This window comes from Pseudomonas sp. Con_6, from assembly GCF_059379395.1.
The window spans coordinates 263,304-287,565 of record NZ_CM182011.1 but is presented as its reverse complement, the minus strand read 5'-3'; the positions used below and the strand labels follow the sequence as shown (position 1 = coordinate 287,565).

Below are 24,262 nucleotides of genomic sequence, written 5' to 3'. Positions count from 1 at the left end.
CATGAACCAGCAGACGCACGACCATCAGTTCCTCGGTTCCGCCCATGACCAGAATGCCCGCCGCACCCTATGGGTGGTGGCCCTCACGCTGGTGATGATGGTGGCCGAGATCGCCGCCGGGTATATCACCGGCTCCATGGCCCTGCTGGCCGACGGATTCCATATGGCTACCCATGCCGGAGCGCTTGGCATCGCTGCGGCGGCGTATGCCTATGCCCGGCGCCATGCGGGGAGTTCGCGGTACAGCTTCGGTACCGGCAAGGTCGGCGACCTGGGCGGCTTCGCCTCGGCACTGATCCTGGGCATCGTCGCCCTGAGCGTAGGTGTCGAGTCGACCATCCGCCTGTTCCAGCCGGGTGAGGTGCAGTTCGACATGGCGATCTTCATCGCGGTGATCGGGCTGGCGGTCAATATCGTCAGCGCCCTGCTACTCGGACACGGGCACAGCCATGATCACCACCATCACGATCATGACCATGGGCACGACCATCATCACCACGGCGGTCACGACAACAACCTGCGCTCCGCCTACCTGCACGTGATCGCCGATGCCCTGACCTCGGTGCTGGCGATCGCCGCGCTGCTGGCCGGGCGTTACCTGGGCTGGGTATGGCTGGATCCGCTGATGGGCATCGTCGGTGCGCTGGTGATCGCACGCTGGTCATGGAGCCTGATGAAAGTCACCGCAGGCGTGCTGCTGGACCAGACCGACGCGCATGTCGCCGAGGAAATCCGCGAGCTCGTGGAGCAACCGGGAGATGCGCGGATCACCGACCTGCATGTGTGGCGGGTCGGTCCCGAGGCGCATGCGGCGATCGTCAGCGTGGTCGGGTCGGACCTGGCGAGCATCCGGCAGCGCCTGCTGCAGGTACACGAGGTGCGCCACCTGACGGTCGAGGTGCAACCCGCGTGATCAGCCCCAGTTCTTGAACGGGGTCCAGTTGTCGCTGTCGGCACGGAAATCGTCACGCAGGAAATCATCGCGTGTACCCGCCGTCATGATCTCGAACCCGGCGAACGCACTGACACTGAGGGCGGTCCTGAGGGCACGCTGGTCGGCCTCGTCAGGCATGAGCCCGAACACATCCCGGCGGCGGATGCGCAGTACCGCAGTGTCTTCGGGCTTGCGGAACTTGATGTAATCCTTGAAGCCGTCCTTGGTCATCATGACGTCGTCGGTGTTGAGGAAATACACATGGCTGGCCGTGATCGCGCCTTCGATATCGAAGTTCAGGTTGGCGTAGTCATTGGCCAGGCGCGTCAGGAAATGCGCCGGCATCGTTTTCAGGGTATTCAGGTACTTCAGGGTGGTGGCGTCCCTTGAGAGCTTGACCGTGCCGATGTCTCCCTTGAAACCCTCACCGATCGTCTGCCTGCCGAACCCCATGAAGCGACTCTCGTCCTGCACCTTCAGGGTCACGTAGTCGTTGTTGTCACCCGTGAGTGCCAGCGGGATCGGCGTGTAGGCCGTGTTCTGCTTGATGAACCAGTCGTTGTCCAGGTTCGCCCGGCAGTTGGCGATGTATTGTCGAAGCCGGGAGTCGATCGAGGTGGATACCCGCTTGACCCGGTCCTTGGCGAACGAGCCCTCCGGATCAGGCTTGCGTTCGCCGGTCCGGGCCAGGGCCGAACGCAGCCCGCCAGCCTTCACCAGCCGGGCCACGGCCGGGCTGGTCACGTGGTACAGCCATTCCCGCTCCACGAAAGGCGCGACTGCCGACGGCACCTGTTGATTGACCAGGGTCCTGATCAATGTGCGGCAGCGCGAGCAGGCGCTCGGAGGGCGCTTGGCGGCGAACAGCAAGACGTTCATGCACGAATGGCACTTGTACAGGACCATTACCGGCTTGTTGTTGCTCACCTTGTCGCGCAGGCAAAAAGGGCATTCGAATGCCTGCGCGTTGGCCACGTTGGGGACATTGACGTAGTGGTTGCACGCGGAACAGGTGGTGACCGGCATGAGCAGACGTCCTTATCCAGGAAAACCGTTGACCCTTTGCCAGACAACACAACGCGGTTCGGCGAGGGCAGTTGAAAAAGCCGCCCGACTATAGATCAGTGCCGTGAGAATCAAAATGCCACTATCTGGCTCCGGCAAGGCGAAAACGGTCGTGTAATACCCGGAAGCACAGTCCGGGCAGTGGCCCGCGAGTCCGCCACTATCCTTGCAAGACCGCACGACGCGGCCCCGCATCGATCATGGAGTGTTCATGTCCCTCGCCCTCGTCCACAGCCGCGCCCAGGTGGGGGTGCTGGCACCGCCCGTCATCATCGAAGCTCACCTTGCCAACGGTCTGCCGACCCTGACCCTGGTCGGGCTGCCGGAAGCCACGGTCAAGGAAAGCAAGGATCGGGTGCGCAGTGCGATCGTCAATTCGAAGCTGGAATTTCCCCAGCGGAGGATCACCCTGAATCTCGCGCCGGCGGACCTGCCCAAGGATGGCGGGCGCTTCGACCTGGCCATTGCCCTGGGGCTGCTGGCGGCCAACGGGGAATTCCCGCTGGCGGCGCTGAATGCGGTGGAGTGCCTGGGCGAGCTGGCACTGTCTGGTGCGATACGACCGGTGCAGGGCGTGCTACCTGCGGCCCTGGCCGCCCGCGATGCCGGGCGGGCGCTGGTCGTGCCGAGGGAGAATGCCGAGGAAGCCTGCATGGCATCCGGGCTGGTCGTATACGCGGCGGGGAATTTGCTGGAGCTGGTGGGGCATTTCAGCGGGGTTCAACCACTGGAGCCCTACAAGGCCAACGGACTGCTGCTGAACCCGCGACCCTATCCGGACTTGAGCGAAGTGCAGGGCCAGATTGCCGCCAAGCGTGCATTGCTGGTGGCCGCGGCTGGCGCGCATAACTTGCTGTTCAGCGGCCCGCCCGGGACCGGCAAGACCTTGCTCGCCAGCCGCCTGCCCGGCCTGTTGCCGCCGCTGGACGAGCGCGAGGCGCTGGAGGTGGCGGCGATCCAGTCGGTGGCGGACTCCAAGCCGCTGGACTGCTGGCCACAACGGCCGTTTCGTCACCCGCATCATTCTGCGTCGGGGCCTGCACTGGTTGGCGGTGGGTGTCGGATTTCGAAATAAATGCGAATTTTTCGAATTAAATGCGACTGGGGCCCAGCACGGTTTGAAAGGCTCCAGGTATATCTGGAGCCCTATCTCTCGCGCAAGGGTCACTTCTGGAGGGTAGCCGCTTGGTTACCACCCTCTTCGGCGATAGCGGAAAGCTTCTCGTCGGTGGACTTCTCTTCCGCTAGCGTGTCGGCCAGTAAGCCGGCCGCTTCTTTCATTCCGAGATGCTTGGCCATCGCGATGAGGGTGCCGTAGGAGGCAATCTCATAGTGCTCAACCTTCTGGGCGGCGCCGATCAACGCTGCATCGAGCACCGGCCCTTTTTCGATTTCGTCGAGCAGCTCCTTACTTTCCTCGACGAGCCCCTCCATCGCAACGCACTTCATGCGCTTGAGCTTCAGCCCGCTGATTTCGACCAGTTGGTCGATCCGCTCTATCTGGCCTTGGGTCTCTTCCAGGTGAGCGGTAAATGCATCCTTGAGCAGCGGGTTGGTGGCAGCTCGAGCCATTCGAGGCAAAGCCTTGGTGATTTGCTTCTCGGCACTGTAGACATCCGAAAGCTCGTGAATGAAAAGGTCTTCAACGGTCTTGCGTGCAGCCATGATGATTCTCCTTCGGTGGTGTTCAATCCGTGGTGTGGGCGGAACGCCTCAACGATCCTGCGTTGCGCCTGGATTCAAGCGGTAGGTCGTTTGGAAGCAGCGTACCTAAGCCAAATTCTTGAATGGCCCCTCGAAGCGCTCGACAAGCCAAACGCGAGTCCATTTCAAAGTGGGCCAGCGCGCCTTCAAGTTTGGAATGCAACGGAAACTCGCCCAATTTCCGACCTTCAGTGCTTCGCGACATGACCTTCACTCGCTGTCTGGGCCTTGGACGAGACCAGATCCGAGGTCAGCGCCTGTAACCGGGTTTGCGTTGGGATTGGAGGCTGTCCGAGACTTCATCGCCTCAACCAGTTGCATGTCATCTGCAGTTAGGGTGACCAATGCTGTCCCATCACCACCGTCCACTGCCGTACTTGGGTTCTCGACGTACTCCCATTCGTCACCCTGATTCCAAGGGCCTCGCACATTAGGCTCGCCGGACATGTTGAAGTACTTGTTTGTGAACTCGGGCATTCCCGGCAGCTTGCCCTGAGGGAAGTTAGGCTGGATGGCGTGCAGGGCTTTCTCAAAAGAAAGCTGATGAGCGATTTCGCGGGTCATCAGGAAACCCAACGCCTCTTTCACACCAGGGTCATCGGTCACATTCATCAGCCGCTCATAGACGATTTTGGCGCGGGCCTCAGCAGCGATGTTCGATCTGAAATCTGCTGTGGGCTCGCCTATGGTGTCGATATAGGCGGCGGTCCAAGGCACACCGGCCGAGTTGGTGAGCGGGGCACCGGCGCCGTACAGGAGACTGGTAATGTGAGAGTCGTTGCCGGCGCCATTGATCGCTCGATAGAGCTCACCCTCTTCTTCCACTCCTTCCGCCAGGCGTCCCTTTGCACCCTTGTTCAGCATCACAATGATCGAGCCCACAATCTCGAGATGGCTCAGCTCTTCCGTCGCGATATCCATCAGAAGATCTTTGCGTCCCGGGTCATCCTCTGCTAATGCTTGGGTGAAGTAACGGCTGGCGGCGGCGAGTTCCCCCTGAGCCCCACCGAACTGCTCCAGCAGAAGGTTGGCAAGACCAGGGTTAGGTTCGGCGACCCGAACGGTATATTGCAGACGTTTGTTATGAATAAACATACAACCTCCCAGGCTTATACGATAAATTAACGGGATAACTGATCTGAATGCCCCGGCTGCGAAATGTGCAGATTGAAACAGGGCTACAAGACGAAAGGTATGGTGTCAGCAGTTCACTTTTTCGATTGGCGCACAATTAATTAGTTAGTGTGATCCGTTCGTCGAACACAATGAACGTCCCTCTGGTAGGTGGTTCACAAATATTCCGACCATCTATTGAGGGACCCAACATGACCCTTCCTAACGAGCATCTCCTGGACTGGCTACGTGACGCTCATGCAATGGAGCAACAGGCTGAGAAGATGCTCACTGCACAAGCAAAGCGTCTGGAGCACTATCCTGAACTGCGCGAGCGCATCGAGCAGCATATAACTGAAACTGAGGGACAACAGCGCTTATTAGTGGAATGCATCGAACGACTTGGAGGCACTACTTCGACACTTAAAGACCTGGCTGGCAAATTGATGGCTTTTGGTCAGGCCGTCGGAGGAATGACTATGAGTGACGAAGTCGTAAAGGGCGCCATGGCCGGTTATGTTTTCGAGAACCTGGAGATAGCGTCCTATACCGTCTTGATTGAGGCTGCGACTCATGCGGGCGATACCGTCACGGCTGATGCCTGCCGCTCCATCTTGAAGGAAGAGATAGCCATGGCTGACTGGCTAAAAGATCATCTCCCACAGATTACACACGCTTTCTTACAACGTTCAGCCGACCCGGATCAAGAAGCAAAACGGTAGCTCTCAGGGCCATCATTATGGTGGCTCACCTTTGATACAGAGATGAGCAATGAAAATATTATTACAAGCACTGCGTTGTAAATCACATGACACAGCCGGACCTCTAGCCAAAACCCTGAGCTTTAGTGTGGTTCATTTTTCCATAGCATTTACCGTAGCGTACCTGTTGACAGGCTCAGTTTTAACGGGAGGACTAATCGCACTCATTGAGCCGGCGTGTAATACCGTAGCCTTCTATTTTCACGAGAAGCTATGGCTTCGGTTCGGGGGTGATTCGTCTTCCCATAGTGGCAAACCTCCTGAGTCACCGCTTGCCGACACGTAAGCAGGACGCATTAAGTTAAACCTCGCGACGAACTTGATTTATTGGTTGGCCGCCTCAGTCGAAGTTCTTGATAACCGAGGTCCGACCATGACAAAAAAACCTGAGAGCCTTGAACAAAAGTTGTGTCCCCATGTTTATATAAAGAAGGCTTATTATCTGGGTATGGAGGGGGACGATTACGTGTGCGTAGTCTGCGGCTTCCACCAGCCTAAAGAAGCGTGGACGAATTTTCGGCACCGGAGTGATCCCATTCGAGCCTACGAAATCCCTGGAAACTCCCTTAAGTGAGCGTTGCCTCTACTTGTTTCTTTGGAAAATCCCTGGAGCCCCTACTGGTAACGATGACCGGGAGGCCAGCAGCCATGCGGCTGTTCATAAAAACCAGTGTGAGGTCGTCGCGGGAACAATCATGCGCCACCCTTGGACTTGGGGTTTTCCAGTCACACGGAGACTGAGCGACGATTTGAACGGAATTATCCCTTTGGCGGTTCCCTCCAAACGAGATGGAAAAGAGCTTTGGCTATTACTGACTCGGAGAGGGCCGTCACATGGACGACTCGACACTGGCATTCGTAGTTCTCGCTGCTTCTGACGAAGAGGTTTTGTCCAAGATGCTCTCCTTGGGAGAGGGTGAGTCATTGGAGGCCGGCGAACCGCTGGAGAATCTGAGAGACACGATGGTCGAGCAGATATTGAATGCCGAGGCGAAATCCCGCGGCCTGACGCGCACTCAACTTGTAAATGACCTGCTTGGTCGAGCTACTGATGACGCACCAGAGCATACCGACATTAGCGTGCCGGGCCTCGAGAAATACAAGCAGATGCGCGACTTCGCAGCGACCCCTGAGCCGTCCGGATCATCTGGTAGGGCCAAACGCCTTAATCGTAACGAGCCTCACGCCTTGCAGTTCTGCGTTCAAAAGCACGACGCCTCCCGGCTGCACTACGATTTCCGACTGGAGCTAAACGGTACGCTTAAAAGCTGGGCGATACCCAAAGGCCCCTGTTTCGACCCAAAGGTAAAACGACTCTCGGTGCATGTCGAAGACCATCCCCTCGACTACGCCACCTTCGAAGGCACCATTCCCAAAGGGCACTACGGCGCAGGCGATGTGATTGTTTGGGACAGAGGCCTGTGGATACCGCAAGGTGACGCAGACGAGGCCTATCGCAAAGGTCGTCTGAAATTCGAGCTGAAAGGGGAAAAGCTATCCGGCGTATGGAATCTGGTAAAAACTCACATCGAAGGCAAGCAAGAGCAGTGGTTCCTCATCAAGCATCAGGACCAGGCAGCTCGCCCATTAGCCGAATTCGATGTAGTGGTTGAGAAGCCCAACAGTGTTCTAAGTGATCGGACCCTCATTCCCAGGAAAAGGGGCCAATCCAAGTCCGCTGACCAAAATGAAAGCCAGGCTGGAGTGCGCCCGAGCGGGAATCTTGAAGCTATCCGGGCGCCTCTACCCCAAAAGCTGGCCCCACAGCTGGCAACCCTGGTGGAGTCCAGTCCACAAGGCACTGAATGGCGGTTCGAAATCAAGTTCGATGGCTACCGCATGCTTTGTCGGGTTGACGGGGACGAGGTCCGCTTCTTCACGCGCAACGGCCATGACTGGACTGACAAGCTGCCAAACCAGGCTGAGGCCATCAAGGAGCTTGGCCTGGAGTCCGCGTGGCTGGATGGCGAGATCGTTGTCCACAATAGTGAAGGCGTACCTGACTTTCAGCTACTGCAGAACGCTTTCGATGCCGGCAAAAGCCACGGCATCATTTACTACCTATTCGACCTGCCCTATTTGAACAGCGGCGACCTGCGCGAGGTTCCGGTTGAACGGCGCAGATCTGCGTTGGGCCAACTGCTGGAAGGCAATCAGAACCCCTTACTTAGGTTCTCTGAAGACTTCACTGAAGACGTCAATGCCTTGATGAACAGTGCTTGCCAAATGAGGATGGAAGGGCTTATCGGCAAGCGGTCCGGAAGCCCCTATGTATCGAGGCGCAGCGACTCCTGGATCAAGCTCAAGTGCAAGCATCGTCAGGAGTTCGTAATCGTGGGCTATACCGATCCCAAGGGTGCCCGAAGCGGGTTTGGGGCACTGCTGCTCGCGTTAACCGACCAGGCCAGCGGCGAGCTCCGCTATGCCGGCAAGGTAGGCACTGGTTTCACCGAGTCGACCCTCGCCACCATTTTGAAAACATTGCGTCCCATGGAACGGAAGAAGACGCCCGTGGCTAATCCCCCCAAAGGCGTCGATGCCCGAGGTGTTCATTGGTTGATGCCCAAGCTGCTTGCCGAGGTGACCTTCGCGGAAATAACGGCTGACGGGGTGGTAAGGCATGCAGTCTTTCACGGTCTTCGCACCGATAAACCAGCTCAGGACATCACGGTCGAGAAGGCAGCGCCGGTCCCGGAAGACGTGGTGCCGCGCAAGGCCAGCAGCGCCACGGTCGCCCCGGGCAAAGTGCGTATCACACACCCAGATCGTGTCATCGATCCTAGCAGCGGGCTGACCAAACGAGACCTGACCGAGTACTACGCCCAGGTATCTCCGTGGCTTTTACCGCATCTGAGGGATCGCCCGATCGCTCTGGTGCGAGCACCGGAAGGTATCACCGGGGAGTTGTTTTTCCAGAAACATGCCGAACGCCTCGCCATACCCAATATCACCACTGTGCCAAAGGCAGAAGCAGGCAAAGCCGGGATGGTTATCAACGGAGTGGAAGCGCTTGTAGGTGCCGTGCAGATGAACACTATCGAACTTCATTCCTGGAACGGCACAACGGCTCACATTGAACAGCCGGATCGCTTTGTGCTCGATCTTGACCCTGATCCAGCGCTGCCTTGGAAATCAATGGTCGAGGCTACTCAACTCACCCTGGTGGTGCTCGACGAGCTTGGACTGCGGTCTTTCCTCAAGACAAGCGGAGGCAAAGGTATCCACATCGTGGTGCCACTGACACCCCAAGCAGGTTGGGAAGAGGTGAAGTCGTTTAGCCAGGCGGTGGTGCAGTACATCGCCAAGCTCGTCCCAGATCGATTCTCGGCAGTACTTGGGCCTAAAAACCGTGTAGGAAAGATCTTCATTGACTATCTGCGCAATGGTAAAGGGGCCACGACCGCGAATGTGTTCTCCGCCAGAGCCAGAGAAGGGCTGCCGGTATCCGTTCCGATTTTCAGAGAAGAGATTCAAGACCTGCAATCGGCAGCCAGGTGGAATATTGCCAACGTTCAGGAGCGCCTGGACGAGCTCGCAGGCGACGATCCCTGGTCAGAATTGACGAACACTCACCAACACATCACCTCTGAGATGGCGCATCGCATCGACATGAGAGAGAAGCGCTAATCGCCATAGCCGTTAGAACACAATCACCCCCCTGAACTGTGTTTTGCATCTACCTCATGCTATTAGGCGACCGCCCCGCGACGATCTTTGCCGATCATGAAATTCGAGTGAATTCCGTGACCTCTCATCGCTCCATACATGGGGTGAACAATGGAGAGAATCCGATGGCAGGATCACAGCTGTACGTCATTGAATACGAGCTGCACGGGAGCTATAGAACATTCATCATCCGTCTCGAACGAATGGACAACGCCGAAGCCTGGCACTGGGCCAGTTGCGATGCGGGAGTAGGGATGATTCCGAGGTTCGGCCAGCACTCGCTCAAGAAGGTGAGCAAGCCGATGGCTGAACGTTATGGCATCACAAATGTGAAATGGCGGATCTCAGGCCAAGGTCCCGCGTTTGTGCCCCAACCGATAGATGTGGGCAAGTTCTCTGCAACGTGAGAGAGGATCATCAGGGTGTGATTCACCTTGGTACATCACCCCGATGATCAGCGATTGCTGTTTATTGGACTGTTGCAGCCGCAGCTGCTGTTGGCGACGGGCAAACAGCGCCAGGGTCGGATTGTCCATCGTCCTGGGCGTAGCGGAATGGAGCGACCATGGAACTCGAAGTACTGCTTGAAGAGCTGCTGATTGCCAGGGGACCTGGCGGTCAGGAGGATGAAGTTCGCGCAGTTTGTGTGCGGGAGTTGGAGCGCTGGTGCGACAGGGTAGAGACCGACAATGCGGGGAACGTGGTCGGGGTTGTCCAGGCATCGGGGAACGTAGAGCCGGACTCGTCCATTCGCGTCATGGCTCACCTCGATGAAATTGCGATGATCGTGAAAAAAGTACGAGAGGACGGCCACCTTGAAGTGGTAGCGCTGGGTGGAGCCCAGCCCGTTTCATTCGGCGTCTGTCCCGTCGATATCCTTGGGGATCAGGAAGTTCTCCCTGGCGTCCTTTCATACGGTTCAATGCACAACAGTGGTAGCACGCCTAGTGGCCGAGATGTGCTGTCCGGCGATGTGCAATGGCGAGACGTCTACGTCGTCACCCGCAAATCACAGCAGGAGCTGGAACGTTTAGGTGTCCGCCCAGGCACCCGGGTGGTGCTCAGTCAGCATTGGCGTAAGCCGTTCAGGGTGCAGGATTGCATTGCAGCACATTTCCTTGACGACAGGGCTCCACTGGTCGTGGTGATAGAGACGGCAAAGCTACTGCAGCAACGTCGCAAGCAACTGAAGCAGGACGTGTGGTTCGTGTGTACCACACTGGAGGAAGAGTCGAATGCCGGCGCCCTTTACGCCGCATCCAGGCTACCCGGGGACACCACTATTGCAGTGGAAGTCGGTCCGGTCCTGGAGGAGTACGACACCTCATTGTCTGCACACCCGATCATCAATACCGGCGACCAGAAAGGTTATTACAGCCGCTCCGTCGTTCAGGCTCTGATGGCCGCTACCGTCCGCGCCGGTTACCAGCCACAGCCAGCATTGCTCGTTGATTTCGCATCTGATGCGAGCGCCGTACTGAGTACGGGTATCGACGCCAAGGCGGGGTGTATCGCCATCCCAACTGAAAATACCCATGGCTTCGAAATGGTGCTGGTGGAAGGCATTTCGGCATGCGCGGCTACGCTCGTCGAGTATTTGCTAGAACCGTCGTCTGATGTCGTCAGCTCGCTGGAGCCGTCGTAGCAATCAAGTTCGGGTAATGAGCAGGGGGAAGCCGGGTGAAGGTTGAGAACACGTTATGGGGTGGCCTTCCCGCCTCGGCCGGTCGGGATCCGGGCGCAGGACCTGTCCCCGTTTCGCAAGTCATTCCTCCGGTATGATCGATATCTTCCCGTTGCGCTCCACGATCGCGAACTTGATCTGTTCGACCTTCTCCACGCCCTGACTGGTGCGTGCCGACTCCAGAATATCGTCTTCGGTAAGTCGCGCCCGGCGCATCCTCTCGTGAAGAAAGCGTCCACGTTCGACCACTAAGGTCGCATGTCCATCGAGAAGTCGAGCGAGGGGTCGGGAGTTCAGTTTCGCCAAGGACAGCCCGACGTCCAGAACGATGAGCGTGGCGATGACCAACATGGCGTTGGTGAAGGAAAAATCCTCCCCCAGTAGGGCTTGTTGAGTAGCTTCGCCAATGATCAGCAGCAGCACAAAATCGAAGGTGGTCAGGTCCGCCAGTGAGCGTCTGCCGGCAATCCGAAATAAGACCATGAGGGCGATATACATGCCCGCGGCGCGGAGGATCGAGTCCATGAAACGCTCCTCAGGGAAAGAGAAAAGTTGAAAGGCTGACAGCCGTGCCTGGATCAGCCTCGACCATCCCCCGCAGCGTGCCAACGTATTCGGATCGGACGGTAAGGTATAACGTGGCAAGCCCATCGTTGCTCGTGCCCAGCTGGAGAAGCAACGCTTGGCCCTTGGACATAGAGCTTAGTGGCGCGGGCTGCATGGTCTCGATACTGGCCTCGCGGAACAGAGTGCCGTCCAGCGTCACCGTTAACGGTTTTCCCGCTGATCCCTGGACCGTGATCCGCAGAGTGTCCACCGTCCCGGTACGGCTCAGCCGCTGGTACTGCACGCGCAGCTTGCCATCGGCGCTGACCGCCTCGGCATTGCTCAACGGCCCGTTGCCGAACACGCCAGCGAGCGCAAGCAGCACGATGATCACCAAGGCATACCAACCTACGCGCTCGAAGGTCCAGACGCTCTGCTGCATACGCATGTCTTCATGCACAGGGAATAGCCGGGAGTGCAGTTCGTTTTTATTCATCAGCTTTGCCCTCAGGCTCGCTCCCCACGAAGCCATCGCCGGTGGTAATGAGGGATCTGAGTAAGTCCATAGAGCGCCGCTTCGCGCATGACTTCGCTACGCTCGCCAAAAAAGCGCTGGCAACGGGTAAAGACTGCTATTGGCTCTCCGGCAAACGCCCACGCAAAACATAATGTTCCTGGGGCAATACCCGACTCAGGCTCAGGTCCAGCGACGCCGGTAGTCGCGATCGCAATATCTACCTCGCTGTCTTTTAGTGCGCCAATGGCCATCTCCCAAGCGACTGCTTCGCTGGTCAAACCATATCGCTCGATGGTTTCAGGAGTGACACCCAGGAGCCGTTGTTTGGCTTGTGGGGAATACACCACATACCCGCTCTCCACCACCTCGCCGGTTCCAGGCACCGTTGCCAGCAGGGAAATCATGTAGCCAGCAGTACATGATTCGGCGGTGGTCAGCAGAAGGTCGTTTTCCTTGCAATATGCCAGCACGTCCGCAACGGGATCCTCAAGCATGGCTGTAGTCCCCTTGGCCTGTTTCTGGATTGACGTTTATCCAAAACGATTGGTTCAGCAGACCTCGTAGACGGTCACGTGTCGCCTGCTCCCGATAGAGAGTGGCGAGTGTCCCAGCCCTAAAACTCCTTCACAAAGGACTGAGCGCTCCTCGCGGCTGAAGCAGGTCACATAATTCGGCGGCGGATTTGAGAAGACTGGTGCCTCCGCTATTTTGTCAAAAGACACACAGCAGCCGAAGCGGAGGCAGAGACAATGAAACACCGGGGAAAGGCCTTTTTGCAGTGGGCGGATCCTAATCTTCATCACCGAACCCACAGTGAGAAATTGGATAACGGGCGTTTGATCGATGTACAGGTGCGCTTGGCCCGGACAGGAGAAACCCAACTCTTCGTCGGGGTTTACGATGAGCTCGGTCAGCCGCTCTCCGAGGAGGGTTTCGACAAGCGCCCCGGCGAGACAATGACCCGCGCGATGAACTGGGGGGTTGCTCGTGCTCGCCACCTTGGCCAAGCCGCTTCAACATCGATTGCGAGGCAACATGGTCGCTGAGTAACTGTGTGAACCCCGGGGCCCAGATAACTGAACACCTCTGCCAACAGCATAGGATTGGAAGGACGGTGCAACTGATCGAACTGAACGTAGACGCGGCGAAGCGCTCCAAACGTGGGTAAAGGAGATGCACCATGCAGCCAAAAACAGAAGGTTCTGAAGAGCAAGGGCCGAGCAAGGTCCCTTTCATCAATGACCCGGAGAAGCCTACGTCTCCGCCGTTGAACGATGCCGACGCCACGGATGCAGCTGAAGCTGAGCAAGACATCCAGGACGATGGCGAATCAATCTAATAGGAGGATGAGTCGTGGAAAATTATCACGTGAGCCCGACCGCCGATGGTTGGGAACTGAAGAAAGCCGGTGCTGAACGTGCTTCCAAGCGCGCTGCTACGAAGGCTGAATTGGTCGGCCACCTTTCCGAGTTCTTCGACGGGAAAACCGCCTCGGTGAAGATCCACAAGGCCGACGGTACAATCGAGGAAGAACGGACGTATCCACGTGCCGCTGACCCGAAGCGCACCAAGGGGTGATCACGGTTACCGCTGCCACTTTGGGCATCGACATTTCAGAGGCTTATGAAGTCGGTGTTTACAAGTGGCTGCTGGCCAGCTTTCTGATTGGAAAGAGGATTCGGTCCAGCACCGCAGTAGAGGCCTATCGCACCCTGGTCGACAGACATGGTTTGGATTCACCGAGCGAGCTGGCCGGATGCTCGCACCAGGTCCTTGTAAAGTTGCTGGGCCAGGCTGGCTATGCACGTTATGACGAATCAACAGCCCGCCGGCTCCACGCTTTAGGGCTACGCCTTGAGGCAGAGCTCCACGCCAAACTTGCAGCTGTCGTCACAGCATCCGACACCGGTCAATTTGAAACTTGGCTTCTCAGCCTGGACGGGATCGGGCCGAAAACCCTCGAAATTTTTCTGCGAGAGTTCCGCCCCTACCTTGAGCGTACCCATAGCGCCGAGTAGAGAATTTTGTCATGCCGCTTCGCTCAGAATATCTCTGGACGTGGGGGCTCGCATCCACACACCGAAGACCACCTTCTTCGCAACCATCATCCTTTGGTGTTCTGTTCAAAAATATGACGGCGCGAGCAGACGCGATGGCTATACGCTACCGTCGATTACCACCTAGGATCATGAAAAACTCTCTTTTTTGCAGGCGAGAGGCGTTATGGAATTCGAGACAAAAGGACTGTCTTTGACCGGAATGAAGGTACTTGTTCTGGAAGATGATCAGACGTTGAGGACATTGATGTCCGATATCATTCGGGAATTGGGAGGTGACTGCACCACATTCGATAACGCCGATGACGCGCTCATCGAGTTACTGGAGCAGCACGGTAGCTTCTCTCTGGCCATCGCCGACCATGGGCTACCTGGTAGCATCAAAGGTATGGAGTTCCTTTCCATGATCCAACAGAAGTGGCCCGATTTGCCCTGTATCTTCACGTCCGGCTTCAACCTAGACACAGGTGGGCTCGATCCTCGGACCATCTTCCTTTTCAAACCTTGGGCTCTTGAACAACTCATTGACGCCATCGGACAAGCCCTGAGCCGGTAACCCCCTACTCTGGGTACATCCGCTTGCTGAACTGTTCGAGAACGGGCATTACAAGTTGGTCAAAAGACTCTGAAGGCCACGGCTTGGGCAGGAAAGACACTCCCATTGGCAGTGATCTTCCCATCTCTTCATAGAACCCGCTCATTACTATGACCCCAGCGGCCGGCAGTCTTGCCCTAGCTGTGGTTGCAAGAGCAAGCCCATCGACAGGCCCTGGGGTTCTAACGTCCGTCAGGACCAACGCCCAGTCATGAGCACCTAGAGCGGCGAGTCCTTCAGCCGCGGTTGCAAAGCTGGTCACCACAGCTCCGAGATCCTCCAGCATAAAGGTAAGGATTTCTCTTAACGCAGGTTCGTCTTCTACAAGCATCACGGGGGGAAGCGGTGGAGGGGAAATCGTGTGTTTCATCATCTGGCTCGCGTAACGCGCACCAGGTCGAAGCTGACATCCTGTCGCCGTCTTCAAGGCGGCTTGGTGCGCGATGTCATTACGACATCGCTTGTACCAGAAAAATTCATTCTGTCTCACTTAATCAATCAAACGCCCCAGGCTAGCGTTGTTGATCGATATTTACGCGCTGCTCTCCATCCTCAGGAGCGCTTGGCTCCTGCAAATCCGCTTGACCGCAATTTTCAGCCATCGCGCGGTATTCCCTGCGCAGCGCTCGAAGCTCTTTGCTGTCCATATCTTCCAAATCCAAGACAGAACGTTGAGCCGACTTGGTGGCGCGAATCAACTCGTCCAGCTTCACGTGGATGATGTCGTTATCCCTGTTCTGCGTGTTCTGGATCAGAAACACCATCAGGAAAGTGACGATCGTCGTAGAGGTGTTGATGATGAGCTGCCAGGTGTCGTTGTAGTGGAACCAAGGCCCTGAGATAGCCCATAACCCAATGAGCACCACGGCGATCAAAAATGTACTTGGCTTCCCCGACCGGTTGGCGAGCCATTGGCAGAACTGCGCGAATTTCATGACTTTCTCCTAGGTGTACTAGAACGTAGGACCGTCGTCAGAGCCTGAAATCTTTTTTTACATTTGGTCGGCTAGACAAGTGACATCTGGAGACAGGCTGAACGAGCCGCTTCGGTACCCACTCGAACGCTCACCATCTGAGTTTCAAGGCGTTTGGGTAATGACCTTCATCGTTTGGTTCGCCATGCTGGGCGCAGTGCTCTTGGTCCTAGCCCTGTCATCGTCCTATCTTCGCTGGGCACCGGTTACCAGCTCGGTGGTTTGTCTTGGCCTTGGCATTGCGCTCGGCTCACCTGCTATAGGGTTGCTGCAGTTGGACCTCTCTAAGGCGAGTGGATGGCTGGAACACCTCACCGAAGTGGCCGTGCTGTTCTCTCTTTTCTTCAGCGGCCTCAAATTGCGGTTGCCACTTCGAAATCCCAGGTGGCGGACAGCGTTCTACCTTGCGGGCCCAGTGCTCCTGGTGTGCATAGGAGGTGTAAGCCTCCTGCTTCATTACGCACTCAACATGAGTTGGGGCGTTTCGGTGCTAATTGGCGCCATTCTCGCCCCCACAGATCCGGTGCTTGCAACCCTCGTGCAGGTGGTAGATGCCCAGGATGATGACCCTGTGCGCTTCGGCTTGTCGGGGGAGGCCGGGTTGAACGACGGTGTGGCCTTTCCCTTCGTAATGCTGGGGCTGCTGTTACAGCGAGATCCCGGGGAGCCGTGGTTCATCCATTGGGTCTTCGGGGATGTGCTATGGGCAGCCTCCGTCGGCGCATTGTGCGGGTATTGGATGGGAAGAGGCCTAGGCAAGCTGACCCTCTACTTGCGCTTGCGCAACGACGACAGCACTGTCTCGCCTAATGATTATCTTGCCCTAGCTCTCGTGGCGCTTGCTTATGTCATTACCGAGGCGATACAGGGTTATGGCTTCCTGGCCGTGTTCGCCGCGGGACTCGGGCTGCGGCAGGCCGAAGTGCTTACTGCTGCGAGTCCTTCAGATCCTGCGGCAGAACATCTGGTGCAGCCGGTGGTGGGTCACCAGCATGTGGCACCAGAGCTGGCCGTAAAGGGGGATGTCGCAGAGCTCGACGACTCCCGCGTCGCGGCAGCGATCATGCTGGGTGATATGTTGGCGTTTGGCAGCCTGGTTGAGCGAGCATTGGAAGTCTTTCTGGTCACGCTCTTGGGTGTGGTGCTGCTGGAGCATTGGGATTGGCAGGGGCTCATCGTAGCGGGCGCATTGTTCTGTATCATCCGACCACTCAGTGTTTTTCTCACACCTTTGCGCCAAGGTTTGGATGCTCCTCAGCGAGGACTTCTGGGCTGGTTCGGCATCAAGGGAATCGGCAGCTTGTACTATCTCTTCTACGCGATAAATCACGGGCTTCCCCCAAGTGCTGCAGCGCAGAGTAGCAACCTGGTTCTGTCAGTCGTTGCGCTGAGCATTTTGGTTCATGGTCTCTCTGTTCAATCTCTCCTGGCACGCTATCAGGCCCGGCGAAAGCGGACGCCTTGATCCTCGACAAAACCTTCTCCTAAAGGTCCAGGACCAGGACATTCGCTCGACGGCTGAACTATGCTGGAGAGCTGCCCAAGTGCCGCTGAAGCTCCATCATCGATGCGATTGTTTTCTGTAGTGCGCCGGTGCGACGATAACGACCCCCCACTCCCGTTGTGGAACACCGTTTATGGAACACTCGACTCCTGATGAGACGATCCGGGCTGCGCTACGAAAGACTCATGCCCGACTCAAGAGACAGCATGAATTGGTTGTCGAGTTTGGTGTTCACTCGCTGAAATCGGACAGCCTTGATCCGTTGATTAATCAGGCATGTACGGTGGTGGCAGAGGGGATGCAAACCCGCTTTGCCAAGGTCCTCACTCCGATTGAGGACACCAATGATTTCCTCCTTGCATACGGGGTTGGCTGGGATGAGGAGGACATCGGTAGCGCGGTTGTTGGTGGCGATGTCGCAAGCCCGGCCGGCTATGCGATATCGACCTACCGTCCAGTGCTTTCCAACCATCTCGGCCAGGAAGAACGTTTTCGGACCCCAGAGCTGCTGAAGAGATACGGCATAGAGCGCGCGATCAACGTGCCGATCCGGGGTATCTCGGTCCCTTTTGGAGTATTGGAAGCTGACAGTAGTGACGGTGATGACTTCATCGAAAGCGACCTGGTCTTCCTGGAGGGGATATCCAACGTTATCTCGATGACCTTGGAAAGACTGGCCGCCGGCGCTGACGTTCCCGCTTCAAACCCTTATTCGGAAAGCATGCTCAACGCCAGTCCCGACTGCGTAAAGGTTCTTTCGACCGAGGGGGAAATCGAATTCATGAACGACGCCGGCTTGTGTTTGATGCAGATCGGCGACCTGGCTCAGGTCAAAGGCAAATCCTGGTGGCAGCTGTGGCCTCAAGAGTCCGAATCCCTGGTACTCGATGCATTGGAAAAGGTCGTGAGCGGCGAGTCCACCCGTTTCGAGGCCCTCTGTCCTACAGCACTCGCTGAGCCCAAGTGGTGGGATGTGACTGTCGCACCTATCTTGGGTCCTGAAGGCGCTGTAGAAAAAGTGATTGCTGTCTCCCGGGACATCACTGAGCGTCGGCATCACGAAGCCCAATTACTATCGCTGATAGAAGCGCAAAACACCCAACTCAGCAGAAGCAACATGGACGTCGAGGAGGTCCATCACCGGGTCAAGAATAGCCTCCATCTGGTCAATACCTTGCTGCTCCTACAAGCCAACCTGACTCCCGATGAGGCTGTCAGGATTCAGCTTCAAACAGCGGCCGGTCGCGTCGTCACCATTGCCACCGTGCATGAGCGCCTATACAACGCCTCGCAAGAGCAAGCCATTCTGGCATCGGACTACCTCAAGGCGTTGCTGGGTGATTTGGGCCGAGCACTGGCTGACCGAAAAATCGAGCTGGATGCCGACCCATTGGTGCTTCCTCCGGAACGAATGGCGCCGTTAGGCCTGGTGGTTTCGGAGTTGATCACCAATGCCCTGAAATACGGCAAAGGGACCATTGAGGTCGAGGTGAAGGATGCCGGCGATCACGCGCTGATCAGCGTTTCAGATGAGGGGGATGGTTTCCCGGACACCTATCCCAAGCCAACCGGTACCGGCTTGGGTATGCGCCTGGTCAAGAATTACTGCGGATACGGGGCTGCGGCCATCTCGATCGACAGACAGTCCGGAAAAAGCACCATCCGCGTGCGATTCAAGGTGTAAGGGCTCGACCGCTAACTCTGTGCTTCAGGGGCCTAGGAGCTCATTGATCGCGAGGCTTAACGCATCCAGAGTGCACGGTTTGGTGATGAACCGAGCGTTGCTCGGAAGAAAACCAGGCTCGAGCACCGTATTGCCAGAAACGATAATGACCGGAAGCCCCGGGCGCAACGCCCAGACCGCTTTGGCCAGATCCAGCCCGTCATAGTGACCGGGCATGCGCACATCGGTAATCAATAATGCCAGCGGTTGACCCTCTTGCAGTTTTTGCATGGCGTCATCGGCGCTTGCGCACTCGACGACGTCATGCCCCAAGTGCGTTACGACTTCAGTCATCAACCATCGGAGGATGTCGTCATCCTCGACCACCAGCACTAGCCCACGCATAGATTTCCCCCACTATTTCCCTATTGGTGTCAGCACATTCACCATTGTTTCCAGGGACGGACAGAAGGAAGGACAGACGGCGCAAGCGCGCAAGCATGCGCACTGTGGAGGGCATGTTGACTGTTCGGCCGGATGTTACGGTTAAGCACCGCGCTGAAGCCTACAGTTGGCTAGTGATTTTCATCGATGCTGATCAACCGTTTGCATCGACGTGCCATGTCATTTGCGCTGGATATGACCCGCCGCACGCATCCTGAACGGCGAAAACAGCTCTCCACCATTGGCAGCTAACGACCCATAGCGGCCGTTAGCGCAGGCTGCAAACTACCTAAGCCGCCATTTTCAATAACTGAATGCAGCCTGAGCCTTGCTTGGCGAATGCGGTGAGAAGTCCTCCATTCTCAACGAACAGAGCGGCATGGCCATCAAGCAAGCGTGCCAAGGCTCAAGCGGTCCGGCATACCGTTTCAATCGTATCCACCAATTCATCGTACTGGACTGGCTTTGTGAGATGCCGAGCGAAATTGGCCGATGCTGGCTTTCCCTTTTGCTGGGCACTGCCATAGCCGCTCAACGCAATGGCTGGCGTGTTTTCATGAGTTTTGCTCTTGCTACGCAGCGCGTTGATGAATTCATGGCCATCCATGTGCGGCATCCCAATGTCGGTCAAGATCACATCGAACGATTCCTGTCCCGATACCTCTAGGGCTTTTCTTGGATCGCTGTAGCTTTTGACCATAGCGTTTTCCATCTCCAGAAGAGTGCGCATCACTTCCAGTACGTCGTTGGAGTCATCGACCAGCAAGATTCTGAGGCCGCTCAGCCGGCCTTCGAGGCCCGTCTGCTCATCGACTTGAATGTCCGTCAGCGATTGTTCAGAAAGAGGTAGCGTCACCGTGAAGGTACAGCCATGGCCTACCCCCGGTGAGCGGGCTGCCACACCCCCTCCATGGGCTTGTGCTAGTTGTTTTACTAACGACAGCCCAATGCCCAATCCTTCGCGTTGATGGCTGGCATGTCTTGCCGGAGCTTGTTTGAAGAGCTCGAAGACATTCTGCAGATCATCAGTCGATAGGCCGACGCCGTTATCGATCACCTGCAGTTGCGCCGAGTGGTCGATACTCTGCAACGTGACGCGGACCCTGGCGTTTTCACCACTGAATTTAAGGGCGTTATGCAGCAGATTCCAGACGATCTGTTCTACTCGGGTTGGGTCTGCATTGATCAGCAAGGGGGCGGAATGCGGCTCCGGAATCTCGAAAAGGATCTCGGCCTCCGGATACTCTTCGGTAACCACGGAATGGATATCCTCCAGTACCTTGGTAAGGTCCATAAGCCGCTTTTTCAGCTTCAGCTTGCCGGTGCGGATACGAGCCACATCAAGCAGGTCGTCGATTATCCGAGCTTGACTTGATACAGCGTCATTGATCGTAGTAATCGCCTTGCTAGCGTTCAGGATGTTCCTAACCGCAGGCAAACGGCGGAGGATCTCGGCGTTAAGCTGGATCAAATTCAACGGATGCTTAAGCTCGTGGGACATGATCGCGAAGAACTCGTCCTTGAGCAGACTGTCGTTTTCTGTTTTCTCCAATTTGCGACATTGTTCATCCTGCAGCCGCTTGTGCCCCGTCAGATCACGGGCGATTTTCACATAGCCATGTACGGCGTCGGCTTGCAAACGTGCCACCTCACCAGTGCAGTAGAAGCGGCTGCCATCTTTGCGGACATGCCAGCGCTCGTCTTCTGCTCGGCCTTTTTCACGAGCTCGTCTCAACTCGTCTGTAGCTACTCCAGCGACGCGATCCTCTTGAGTGAAAATCACGTCATAGTTCGAGCCGACGATATCGGCAGCGCTGTAACCGAAGATCAGCTCCGCGCCTGTGTTCCAATCCGAGATCACGCCTTTTTCATCAAGGATAATGATGGCGAAATCATGGGTGCTTTCTGCAACCAGCCGCATCCGCTCCTGGCCCTGTCGAAGATCTTCCTCCGCTTCTCGCCGCTTGGTTATATCGATAAAGGTGAGCACTGTCCCGTCAATATGGTCTTCGCTTGAGCGATACGGTAAAAGGCGAGCGATATACCAGCGGTTGTCATTGCTGCGGACTTCTCGCTCAAACAACGTGAGCGTTTCAAACACTGCCGATGCATCTTCCGCAAGTTCGGGATAATCGAGCCGGTGGGTGATATCAAGCAGTGAACGACCGGTATCCACTGGCAGCATGCTGAAGATTTCTTTTGCTCGTGGTGTGAACCAACGAATATGCATGTTGCGATCGACGAAGACGGTGGCGATGTCAGTGGAGGCGATGAGGTTGGCCAGGTAATCATTGACCTTGTCGGTCTCTTCAACCTTAGTCTTGAGCTCGTAATTGACCGTGAGCAACTCTTCGTTGATCGATTGCAACTCTTCCTTGCTAGTCTCCAGCTCCTCGGTCGCTGAGCGCAACTCTTCGTTAACCGCCTGCATCTCCTCGTTGGAAGCCTTCAGTTCCTCGCCGGAAACTTCGGATTGCTCAATTACGTCCTGGAGGTGCAGCTTGGTTCGCTGCAGTTCGTTTTCGAGGCTGGCGAGCACCTCGTTTTCGGTTTGCAGATTGAGATCCTTCAGGTCTGTGCCTGGCTCGATCCGGGAGACATTGAATACGACTGTACGCACTTCCTGTTCGGTAGCGTCATCCTTGTAGGGGCGGGCGATGACGTCTACCAGGCACTCGCCATCCATGTCTTTGATGCGGACCTTTCGCGACAAGGTGGGATTACCGTTTTGCTGGGCCTGGAACAATGCTGTGCGCAGCTCAGAACGCAGCTGCGGCATGATTAGCACCAAGGCATTACGACTGAGTTCTCCGGTGACATAGCGCATGAAACGGCCAGCACTTTCTGTGATGTGCAGGATGTCTCCATCGCTATCAACGATCATGCTGGGAGGCATGTGCTCAGCCATAGCTCGTTGATGGATGTCTGCGTAGGAAAACTTGCGTGGCACCTGGACCATCGGAACCGGCTCAGCCAAGCTCGCTAATTTGAATCCGCCACGCGGCAGGCTTGGCGCCTTGCGTTGAACATTTGCCCCGGCCTTGGCGCGATAGATCCGATTGCGTTTATCTACCGGAGTGAAAAGCTCGGAGCACACGTCGGCGGATTCAGACGATCCCATGAACAGATACCCGCCCGGTCGTAGCGCGAAATGAAACATTTGTAGCAGTTCACGTTGGCTTTCGCGATCAAGGTAGATCAGTAGGTTGCGGCACACGACCAAGTCAATTTGGGAGAAAGGTGGATCTGAAAGAAGGCTGTGCTTAGCGAAAAGAACCCTCTCGCGGATTTCTTTACGTACCCGATACTTTTCGCCTTCCTTGATAAAGTACTGGCGCAGGCGGGTCGGGGGCACATCGGTGACAATGGCCTCGGAATACAAGCCCGCCCGGCCGGCGGCGATGGCACGCTCGTCGATATCGGTCGCAAAAACCTGAATCTTCATCGGATCCAGCTCAAGCTTCTGATGCTCGGTGCACAGAATCGTCAGGCTGTACGCCTCTTCGCCTGTTGAGCACGCTGCCGACCAGATGCGCACTTCTTCGCGCTGACCCTGCTGGTCATCGGCCGACATCAGGGATGTCAGCACATGACGCTCCAGTGCTTCGAATGCCTCCCGATCCCGGAAAAAGTTGGTTACGCCTATCAGCATGTCTCCCAGGAGGAGCTTGGCTTCTTCCGGCGTGTTTTCCAGGTAGTTGTAATAGGCCTGCAGGTCCGGCTGGGCGGTGACCTGCAATCGCCGTTCAATCCGCCTTAGCACTGTGGCACGTTTGTAATGTTTGAAATCGTGACCAGTGCGCGTACGCAGCAAACGCAAGATTTCCCGTAACGAACCCTCCGCCGCTTCACGTTCGTAGGGCTGCGTCTGTTGGTCAACGTCTATATCGTGAGGAGCGGGAAGCTTGATCGACCGCGTGTTCTCCCAGAGCTCCTGCAATTTGTGCGGAATGTCCACGACGGGAAGGACCGCATCGACCATACCAGTTGCGATCGCCGCGAGCGGCATGCCGTCGAACTCTGCATCATCCGGACTTTGCGCGATGGTTACCCCACCTTGCTCCTTTATTCGCGACAACCCCACCGCTCCGTCACTTCCTGTACCGGAAAGCACCACGCAGAAAGAACGCTCTTTATGCACATCTGCCAGGTCGCGAAAGAAAAGGTCGATGGATGTGTGTTTACCCCGTGGGCGGTTTGCAGCAGTAACCCTTAGATAGCCGTCATTCATGGAGAGCTGAGTGGCTGGAGAGATTACATAGACACGATTGGCCTCAATGCGGGAGGTGCTGGTGACCTGGAGGACCGGCATCGACGTGCAGCCTTGAAGGATCCGATCGGCAACGCTTTCGTGATCAGGAGAGAGGTGGAGTACCACGACGAACGCCATACCGCTATCGGATGGCATGTGCTCGAAAAATGCCCTTACGGCGTTCAAGCCCCCAGCAGACGCCCCTATGCCGACAACCGCAAAATCCAGATGGCTGGGTATGATGCCTTCCCGTTGAGGTACGGAAGACGGGCGCTTGGCTGTCCGTGTCATAAAGGCGTTCTCTGTCGTTCGATGGCTAAGGGATCAATAGTACCCGATCGTTTCGCTAAATCCCCTGAGAGCCCGGTCCTAGTGTGTCGCTACCTGGGGACAGCGGAGATCGCAAGCGCGTAAAGGAAGCAACTGATCTGCACCGTAAAACGTCCGGGAACGAACCGTGACATCGAGATTTAATTACGATCTAGCACCAACTAGTGTTGCAGGTATCGGATTTTGTTCAATGGGGGCAAAGGGCCAGTCGAATCACTCGTTCGGTATTCGGGCCCAGCCTCGACTGATGGCAATATGTAGTCAGTGTGGCTTATAGCCAATTAAGATTGTTGTACCTTTTTTTAGGGATGTACAACATCAAGATAAAACTTATACAAGGCTTTAGAGTCGGATAATACAAAGCTTCAATACCTTGTTCGCGCAACAAAAAAGCACAGTTAATTAATTCCGCTTCCCTTAGCGCACCTCGTCCGTAATCTCATAATTTCTTGG

23 protein-coding genes and 1 pseudogene are annotated in these 24,262 nt (G+C 56.4%); 14 read left to right on the top strand and 10 right to left on the bottom strand.

Annotated features, from left to right (window positions below; translation table 11 throughout):
• Window position 1: 1 nt before the first annotated feature.
• Window positions 2–913: a CDF family Co(II)/Ni(II) efflux transporter DmeF gene (gene dmeF / locus AC5QPF_RS01270; RefSeq protein ID WP_494961670.1), complete on the top strand. Its 912-nt coding sequence runs from the start codon at window positions 2–4 to the stop codon at window positions 911–913.
• Here the strand turns inward: dmeF and AC5QPF_RS01265 are convergent, their stop codons facing one another.
• The gene (locus AC5QPF_RS01265) at window positions 914–1,960 is read right to left on the bottom strand and encodes a hypothetical protein (protein ID WP_494961669.1); all 1,047 of its coding nucleotides are present in this window, start codon (window positions 1,958–1,960) and stop codon (window positions 914–916) included.
• A 250-nt stretch (window positions 1,961–2,210) separates the two neighbouring features.
• Between AC5QPF_RS01265 and AC5QPF_RS01260 the strand changes: the two are divergent.
• Window positions 2,211–3,062, top strand: a pseudogene (locus AC5QPF_RS01260) (YifB family Mg chelatase-like AAA ATPase); the annotation flags it as partial.
• A gap of 101 nt (window positions 3,063–3,163) precedes the next feature.
• Here AC5QPF_RS01260 and AC5QPF_RS01255 read toward each other — a convergent pair.
• A complete protein-coding gene (locus tag AC5QPF_RS01255) occupies window positions 3,164–3,664 on the bottom strand; it encodes a DUF892 family protein (RefSeq protein WP_494961668.1) in 501 nt (166 codons plus the stop codon).
• A gap of 249 nt (window positions 3,665–3,913) precedes the next feature.
• Window positions 3,914–4,798 (bottom strand): manganese catalase family protein, encoded by an 885-nt coding sequence (locus AC5QPF_RS01250; RefSeq protein WP_494961667.1) that lies wholly within the window; start codon window positions 4,796–4,798, stop codon window positions 3,914–3,916.
• Window positions 4,799–5,028: 230 nt separating this feature from the next.
• Between AC5QPF_RS01250 and AC5QPF_RS01245 the strand changes: the two genes are divergently transcribed.
• The 5 genes from AC5QPF_RS01245 (at window position 5,029) to AC5QPF_RS01225 (ending at window position 10,888) form a co-directional block, all read left to right on the top strand.
• A complete protein-coding gene (locus AC5QPF_RS01245; RefSeq protein WP_494961666.1) occupies window positions 5,029–5,538 on the top strand; it encodes a DUF892 family protein in 510 nt (169 codons plus the stop codon).
• Between the two features lie 49 nt (window positions 5,539–5,587).
• Window positions 5,588–5,863, top strand: a complete 276-nt coding sequence (locus tag AC5QPF_RS01240; protein ID WP_494961665.1) for a DUF2061 domain-containing protein — start codon at window positions 5,588–5,590, stop codon at window positions 5,861–5,863.
• 821 nt (window positions 5,864–6,684) lie between these two features.
• A complete protein-coding gene (gene ligD / locus AC5QPF_RS01235; RefSeq protein ID WP_494964104.1) occupies window positions 6,685–9,204 on the top strand; it encodes a DNA ligase D in 2,520 nt (839 codons plus the stop codon).
• A 164-nt stretch (window positions 9,205–9,368) separates the two neighbouring features.
• On the top strand, window positions 9,369–9,650 hold the full coding sequence (locus AC5QPF_RS01230; protein WP_494961664.1) for a DUF6555 family protein: 282 nt from the start codon (window positions 9,369–9,371) through the stop codon (window positions 9,648–9,650).
• A gap of 158 nt (window positions 9,651–9,808) precedes the next feature.
• On the top strand, window positions 9,809–10,888 hold the full coding sequence (locus AC5QPF_RS01225; RefSeq protein ID WP_494961663.1) for a M28 family peptidase: 1,080 nt from the start codon (window positions 9,809–9,811) through the stop codon (window positions 10,886–10,888).
• Between the two features lie 120 nt (window positions 10,889–11,008).
• Here the strand turns inward: AC5QPF_RS01225 and AC5QPF_RS01220 are convergent, their stop codons facing one another.
• From AC5QPF_RS01220 to AC5QPF_RS01210, 3 genes are read right to left on the bottom strand one after another with little or no spacing between them, the layout of a single operon-like run.
• Window positions 11,009–11,452 carry a YetF domain-containing protein gene (locus AC5QPF_RS01220; protein WP_494961662.1) on the bottom strand — a complete coding sequence of 148 codons (444 nt, stop codon included), beginning with the start codon at window positions 11,450–11,452 and terminating at the stop codon, window positions 11,009–11,011.
• 10 nt (window positions 11,453–11,462) lie between these two features.
• Complete coding sequence (locus AC5QPF_RS01215) at window positions 11,463–11,969, bottom strand: hypothetical protein (RefSeq protein WP_494961661.1); 507 nt, start codon at window positions 11,967–11,969, stop codon at window positions 11,463–11,465.
• Between the two features lie 11 nt (window positions 11,970–11,980).
• Window positions 11,981–12,484 carry a nicotinamide-nucleotide amidohydrolase family protein gene (locus AC5QPF_RS01210; protein WP_494961660.1) on the bottom strand — a complete coding sequence of 168 codons (504 nt, stop codon included), beginning with the start codon at window positions 12,482–12,484 and terminating at the stop codon, window positions 11,981–11,983.
• A gap of 255 nt (window positions 12,485–12,739) precedes the next feature.
• Between AC5QPF_RS01210 and AC5QPF_RS01205 the strand changes: the two genes are divergently transcribed.
• From AC5QPF_RS01205 to AC5QPF_RS01185, 5 genes are all read left to right on the top strand, one after another.
• Complete coding sequence (locus AC5QPF_RS01205) at window positions 12,740–13,036, top strand: hypothetical protein (RefSeq protein WP_330076357.1); 297 nt, start codon at window positions 12,740–12,742, stop codon at window positions 13,034–13,036.
• Window positions 13,037–13,170: 134 nt separating this feature from the next.
• Window positions 13,171–13,329 carry a hypothetical protein gene (locus tag AC5QPF_RS01200; protein ID WP_330076358.1) on the top strand — a complete coding sequence of 53 codons (159 nt, stop codon included), beginning with the start codon at window positions 13,171–13,173 and terminating at the stop codon, window positions 13,327–13,329.
• A 14-nt stretch (window positions 13,330–13,343) separates the two neighbouring features.
• The gene (locus AC5QPF_RS01195) at window positions 13,344–13,568 is read left to right on the top strand and encodes a DUF2188 domain-containing protein (RefSeq protein ID WP_095158064.1); all 225 of its coding nucleotides are present in this window, start codon (window positions 13,344–13,346) and stop codon (window positions 13,566–13,568) included.
• On the top strand, window positions 13,565–14,008 hold the full coding sequence (locus AC5QPF_RS01190) for an HhH-GDP family DNA glycosylase (protein ID WP_494961659.1): 444 nt from the start codon (window positions 13,565–13,567) through the stop codon (window positions 14,006–14,008). Before AC5QPF_RS01195 ends, AC5QPF_RS01190 begins: the two co-directional genes overlap by 4 nt.
• A gap of 205 nt (window positions 14,009–14,213) precedes the next feature.
• Window positions 14,214–14,603 (top strand): response regulator, encoded by a 390-nt coding sequence (locus tag AC5QPF_RS01185; RefSeq protein ID WP_095158060.1) that lies wholly within the window; start codon window positions 14,214–14,216, stop codon window positions 14,601–14,603.
• 4 nt (window positions 14,604–14,607) lie between these two features.
• On the opposite strand, the gene AC5QPF_RS01180 is transcribed toward AC5QPF_RS01185, so the two are convergent.
• Together AC5QPF_RS01180 and AC5QPF_RS01175 are read right to left on the bottom strand one after the other, a co-directional pair.
• Window positions 14,608–15,012 carry a response regulator gene (locus tag AC5QPF_RS01180; protein WP_494961658.1) on the bottom strand — a complete coding sequence of 135 codons (405 nt, stop codon included), beginning with the start codon at window positions 15,010–15,012 and terminating at the stop codon, window positions 14,608–14,610.
• Window positions 15,013–15,154: 142 nt separating this feature from the next.
• Complete coding sequence (locus AC5QPF_RS01175) at window positions 15,155–15,577, bottom strand: low affinity iron permease family protein (RefSeq protein ID WP_009682060.1); 423 nt, start codon at window positions 15,575–15,577, stop codon at window positions 15,155–15,157.
• 160 nt (window positions 15,578–15,737) lie between these two features.
• On the opposite strand from AC5QPF_RS01175, the gene AC5QPF_RS01170 reads away from it, so the two are divergent.
• Both AC5QPF_RS01170 and AC5QPF_RS01165 read left to right on the top strand, forming a co-directional pair.
• Window positions 15,738–17,081, top strand: coding sequence for a cation:proton antiporter domain-containing protein (locus tag AC5QPF_RS01170; RefSeq protein WP_494961657.1), 1,344 nt, complete (start codon window positions 15,738–15,740; stop codon window positions 17,079–17,081).
• A 172-nt stretch (window positions 17,082–17,253) separates the two neighbouring features.
• Window positions 17,254–18,804 carry a PAS domain-containing protein gene (locus tag AC5QPF_RS01165; protein WP_494961656.1) on the top strand — a complete coding sequence of 517 codons (1,551 nt, stop codon included), beginning with the start codon at window positions 17,254–17,256 and terminating at the stop codon, window positions 18,802–18,804.
• A 24-nt stretch (window positions 18,805–18,828) separates the two neighbouring features.
• On the opposite strand, the gene AC5QPF_RS01160 is transcribed toward AC5QPF_RS01165, so the two are convergent.
• The gene (locus AC5QPF_RS01160) at window positions 18,829–19,137 is read right to left on the bottom strand and encodes a response regulator (protein ID WP_494961655.1); all 309 of its coding nucleotides are present in this window, start codon (window positions 19,135–19,137) and stop codon (window positions 18,829–18,831) included.
• A 496-nt stretch (window positions 19,138–19,633) separates the two neighbouring features.
• Window positions 19,634–23,770: a CheR family methyltransferase gene (locus AC5QPF_RS01155; protein ID WP_494961654.1), complete on the bottom strand. Its 4,137-nt coding sequence runs from the start codon at window positions 23,768–23,770 to the stop codon at window positions 19,634–19,636.
• Window positions 23,771–24,262: the final 492 nt, after the last annotated feature.

Bases quoted from the DNA above. Each gene is read 5' to 3' on its own strand.
- dmeF (WP_494961670.1), top strand. From the start codon at position 2: ATGAACCAGCAGACGCACGACCATCAGTTCCTCGGTTCCGCCCATGAC.
- AC5QPF_RS01265 (WP_494961669.1), bottom strand. From the start codon at position 1,960: ATGCCGGTCACCACCTGTTCCGCGTGCAACCACTACGTCAATGTCCCC.
- AC5QPF_RS01255 (WP_494961668.1), bottom strand. From the start codon at position 3,664: ATGGCTGCACGCAAGACCGTTGAAGACCTTTTCATTCACGAGCTTTCG.
- AC5QPF_RS01250 (WP_494961667.1), bottom strand. From the start codon at position 4,798: ATGTTTATTCATAACAAACGTCTGCAATATACCGTTCGGGTCGCCGAA.
- AC5QPF_RS01245 (WP_494961666.1), top strand. From the start codon at position 5,029: ATGACCCTTCCTAACGAGCATCTCCTGGACTGGCTACGTGACGCTCAT.
- AC5QPF_RS01240 (WP_494961665.1), top strand. From the start codon at position 5,588: ATGAAAATATTATTACAAGCACTGCGTTGTAAATCACATGACACAGCC.
- ligD (WP_494964104.1), top strand. From the start codon at position 6,685: ATGCGCGACTTCGCAGCGACCCCTGAGCCGTCCGGATCATCTGGTAGG.
- AC5QPF_RS01230 (WP_494961664.1), top strand. From the start codon at position 9,369: ATGGCAGGATCACAGCTGTACGTCATTGAATACGAGCTGCACGGGAGC.
- AC5QPF_RS01225 (WP_494961663.1), top strand. From the start codon at position 9,809: ATGGAACTCGAAGTACTGCTTGAAGAGCTGCTGATTGCCAGGGGACCT.
- AC5QPF_RS01220 (WP_494961662.1), bottom strand. From the start codon at position 11,452: ATGGACTCGATCCTCCGCGCCGCGGGCATGTATATCGCCCTCATGGTC.
- AC5QPF_RS01215 (WP_494961661.1), bottom strand. From the start codon at position 11,969: ATGAATAAAAACGAACTGCACTCCCGGCTATTCCCTGTGCATGAAGAC.
- AC5QPF_RS01210 (WP_494961660.1), bottom strand. From the start codon at position 12,484: ATGCTTGAGGATCCCGTTGCGGACGTGCTGGCATATTGCAAGGAAAAC.
- AC5QPF_RS01205 (WP_330076357.1), top strand. From the start codon at position 12,740: ATGAAACACCGGGGAAAGGCCTTTTTGCAGTGGGCGGATCCTAATCTT.
- AC5QPF_RS01200 (WP_330076358.1), top strand. From the start codon at position 13,171: ATGCAGCCAAAAACAGAAGGTTCTGAAGAGCAAGGGCCGAGCAAGGTC.
- AC5QPF_RS01185 (WP_095158060.1), top strand. From the start codon at position 14,214: ATGGAATTCGAGACAAAAGGACTGTCTTTGACCGGAATGAAGGTACTT.
- AC5QPF_RS01180 (WP_494961658.1), bottom strand. From the start codon at position 15,012: ATGAAACACACGATTTCCCCTCCACCGCTTCCCCCCGTGATGCTTGTA.
- AC5QPF_RS01175 (WP_009682060.1), bottom strand. From the start codon at position 15,577: ATGAAATTCGCGCAGTTCTGCCAATGGCTCGCCAACCGGTCGGGGAAG.
- AC5QPF_RS01170 (WP_494961657.1), top strand. From the start codon at position 15,738: ATGACCTTCATCGTTTGGTTCGCCATGCTGGGCGCAGTGCTCTTGGTC.
- AC5QPF_RS01165 (WP_494961656.1), top strand. From the start codon at position 17,254: ATGGAACACTCGACTCCTGATGAGACGATCCGGGCTGCGCTACGAAAG.
- AC5QPF_RS01160 (WP_494961655.1), bottom strand. From the start codon at position 19,137: ATGACTGAAGTCGTAACGCACTTGGGGCATGACGTCGTCGAGTGCGCA.
- AC5QPF_RS01155 (WP_494961654.1), bottom strand. From the start codon at position 23,770: ATGACACGGACAGCCAAGCGCCCGTCTTCCGTACCTCAACGGGAAGGC.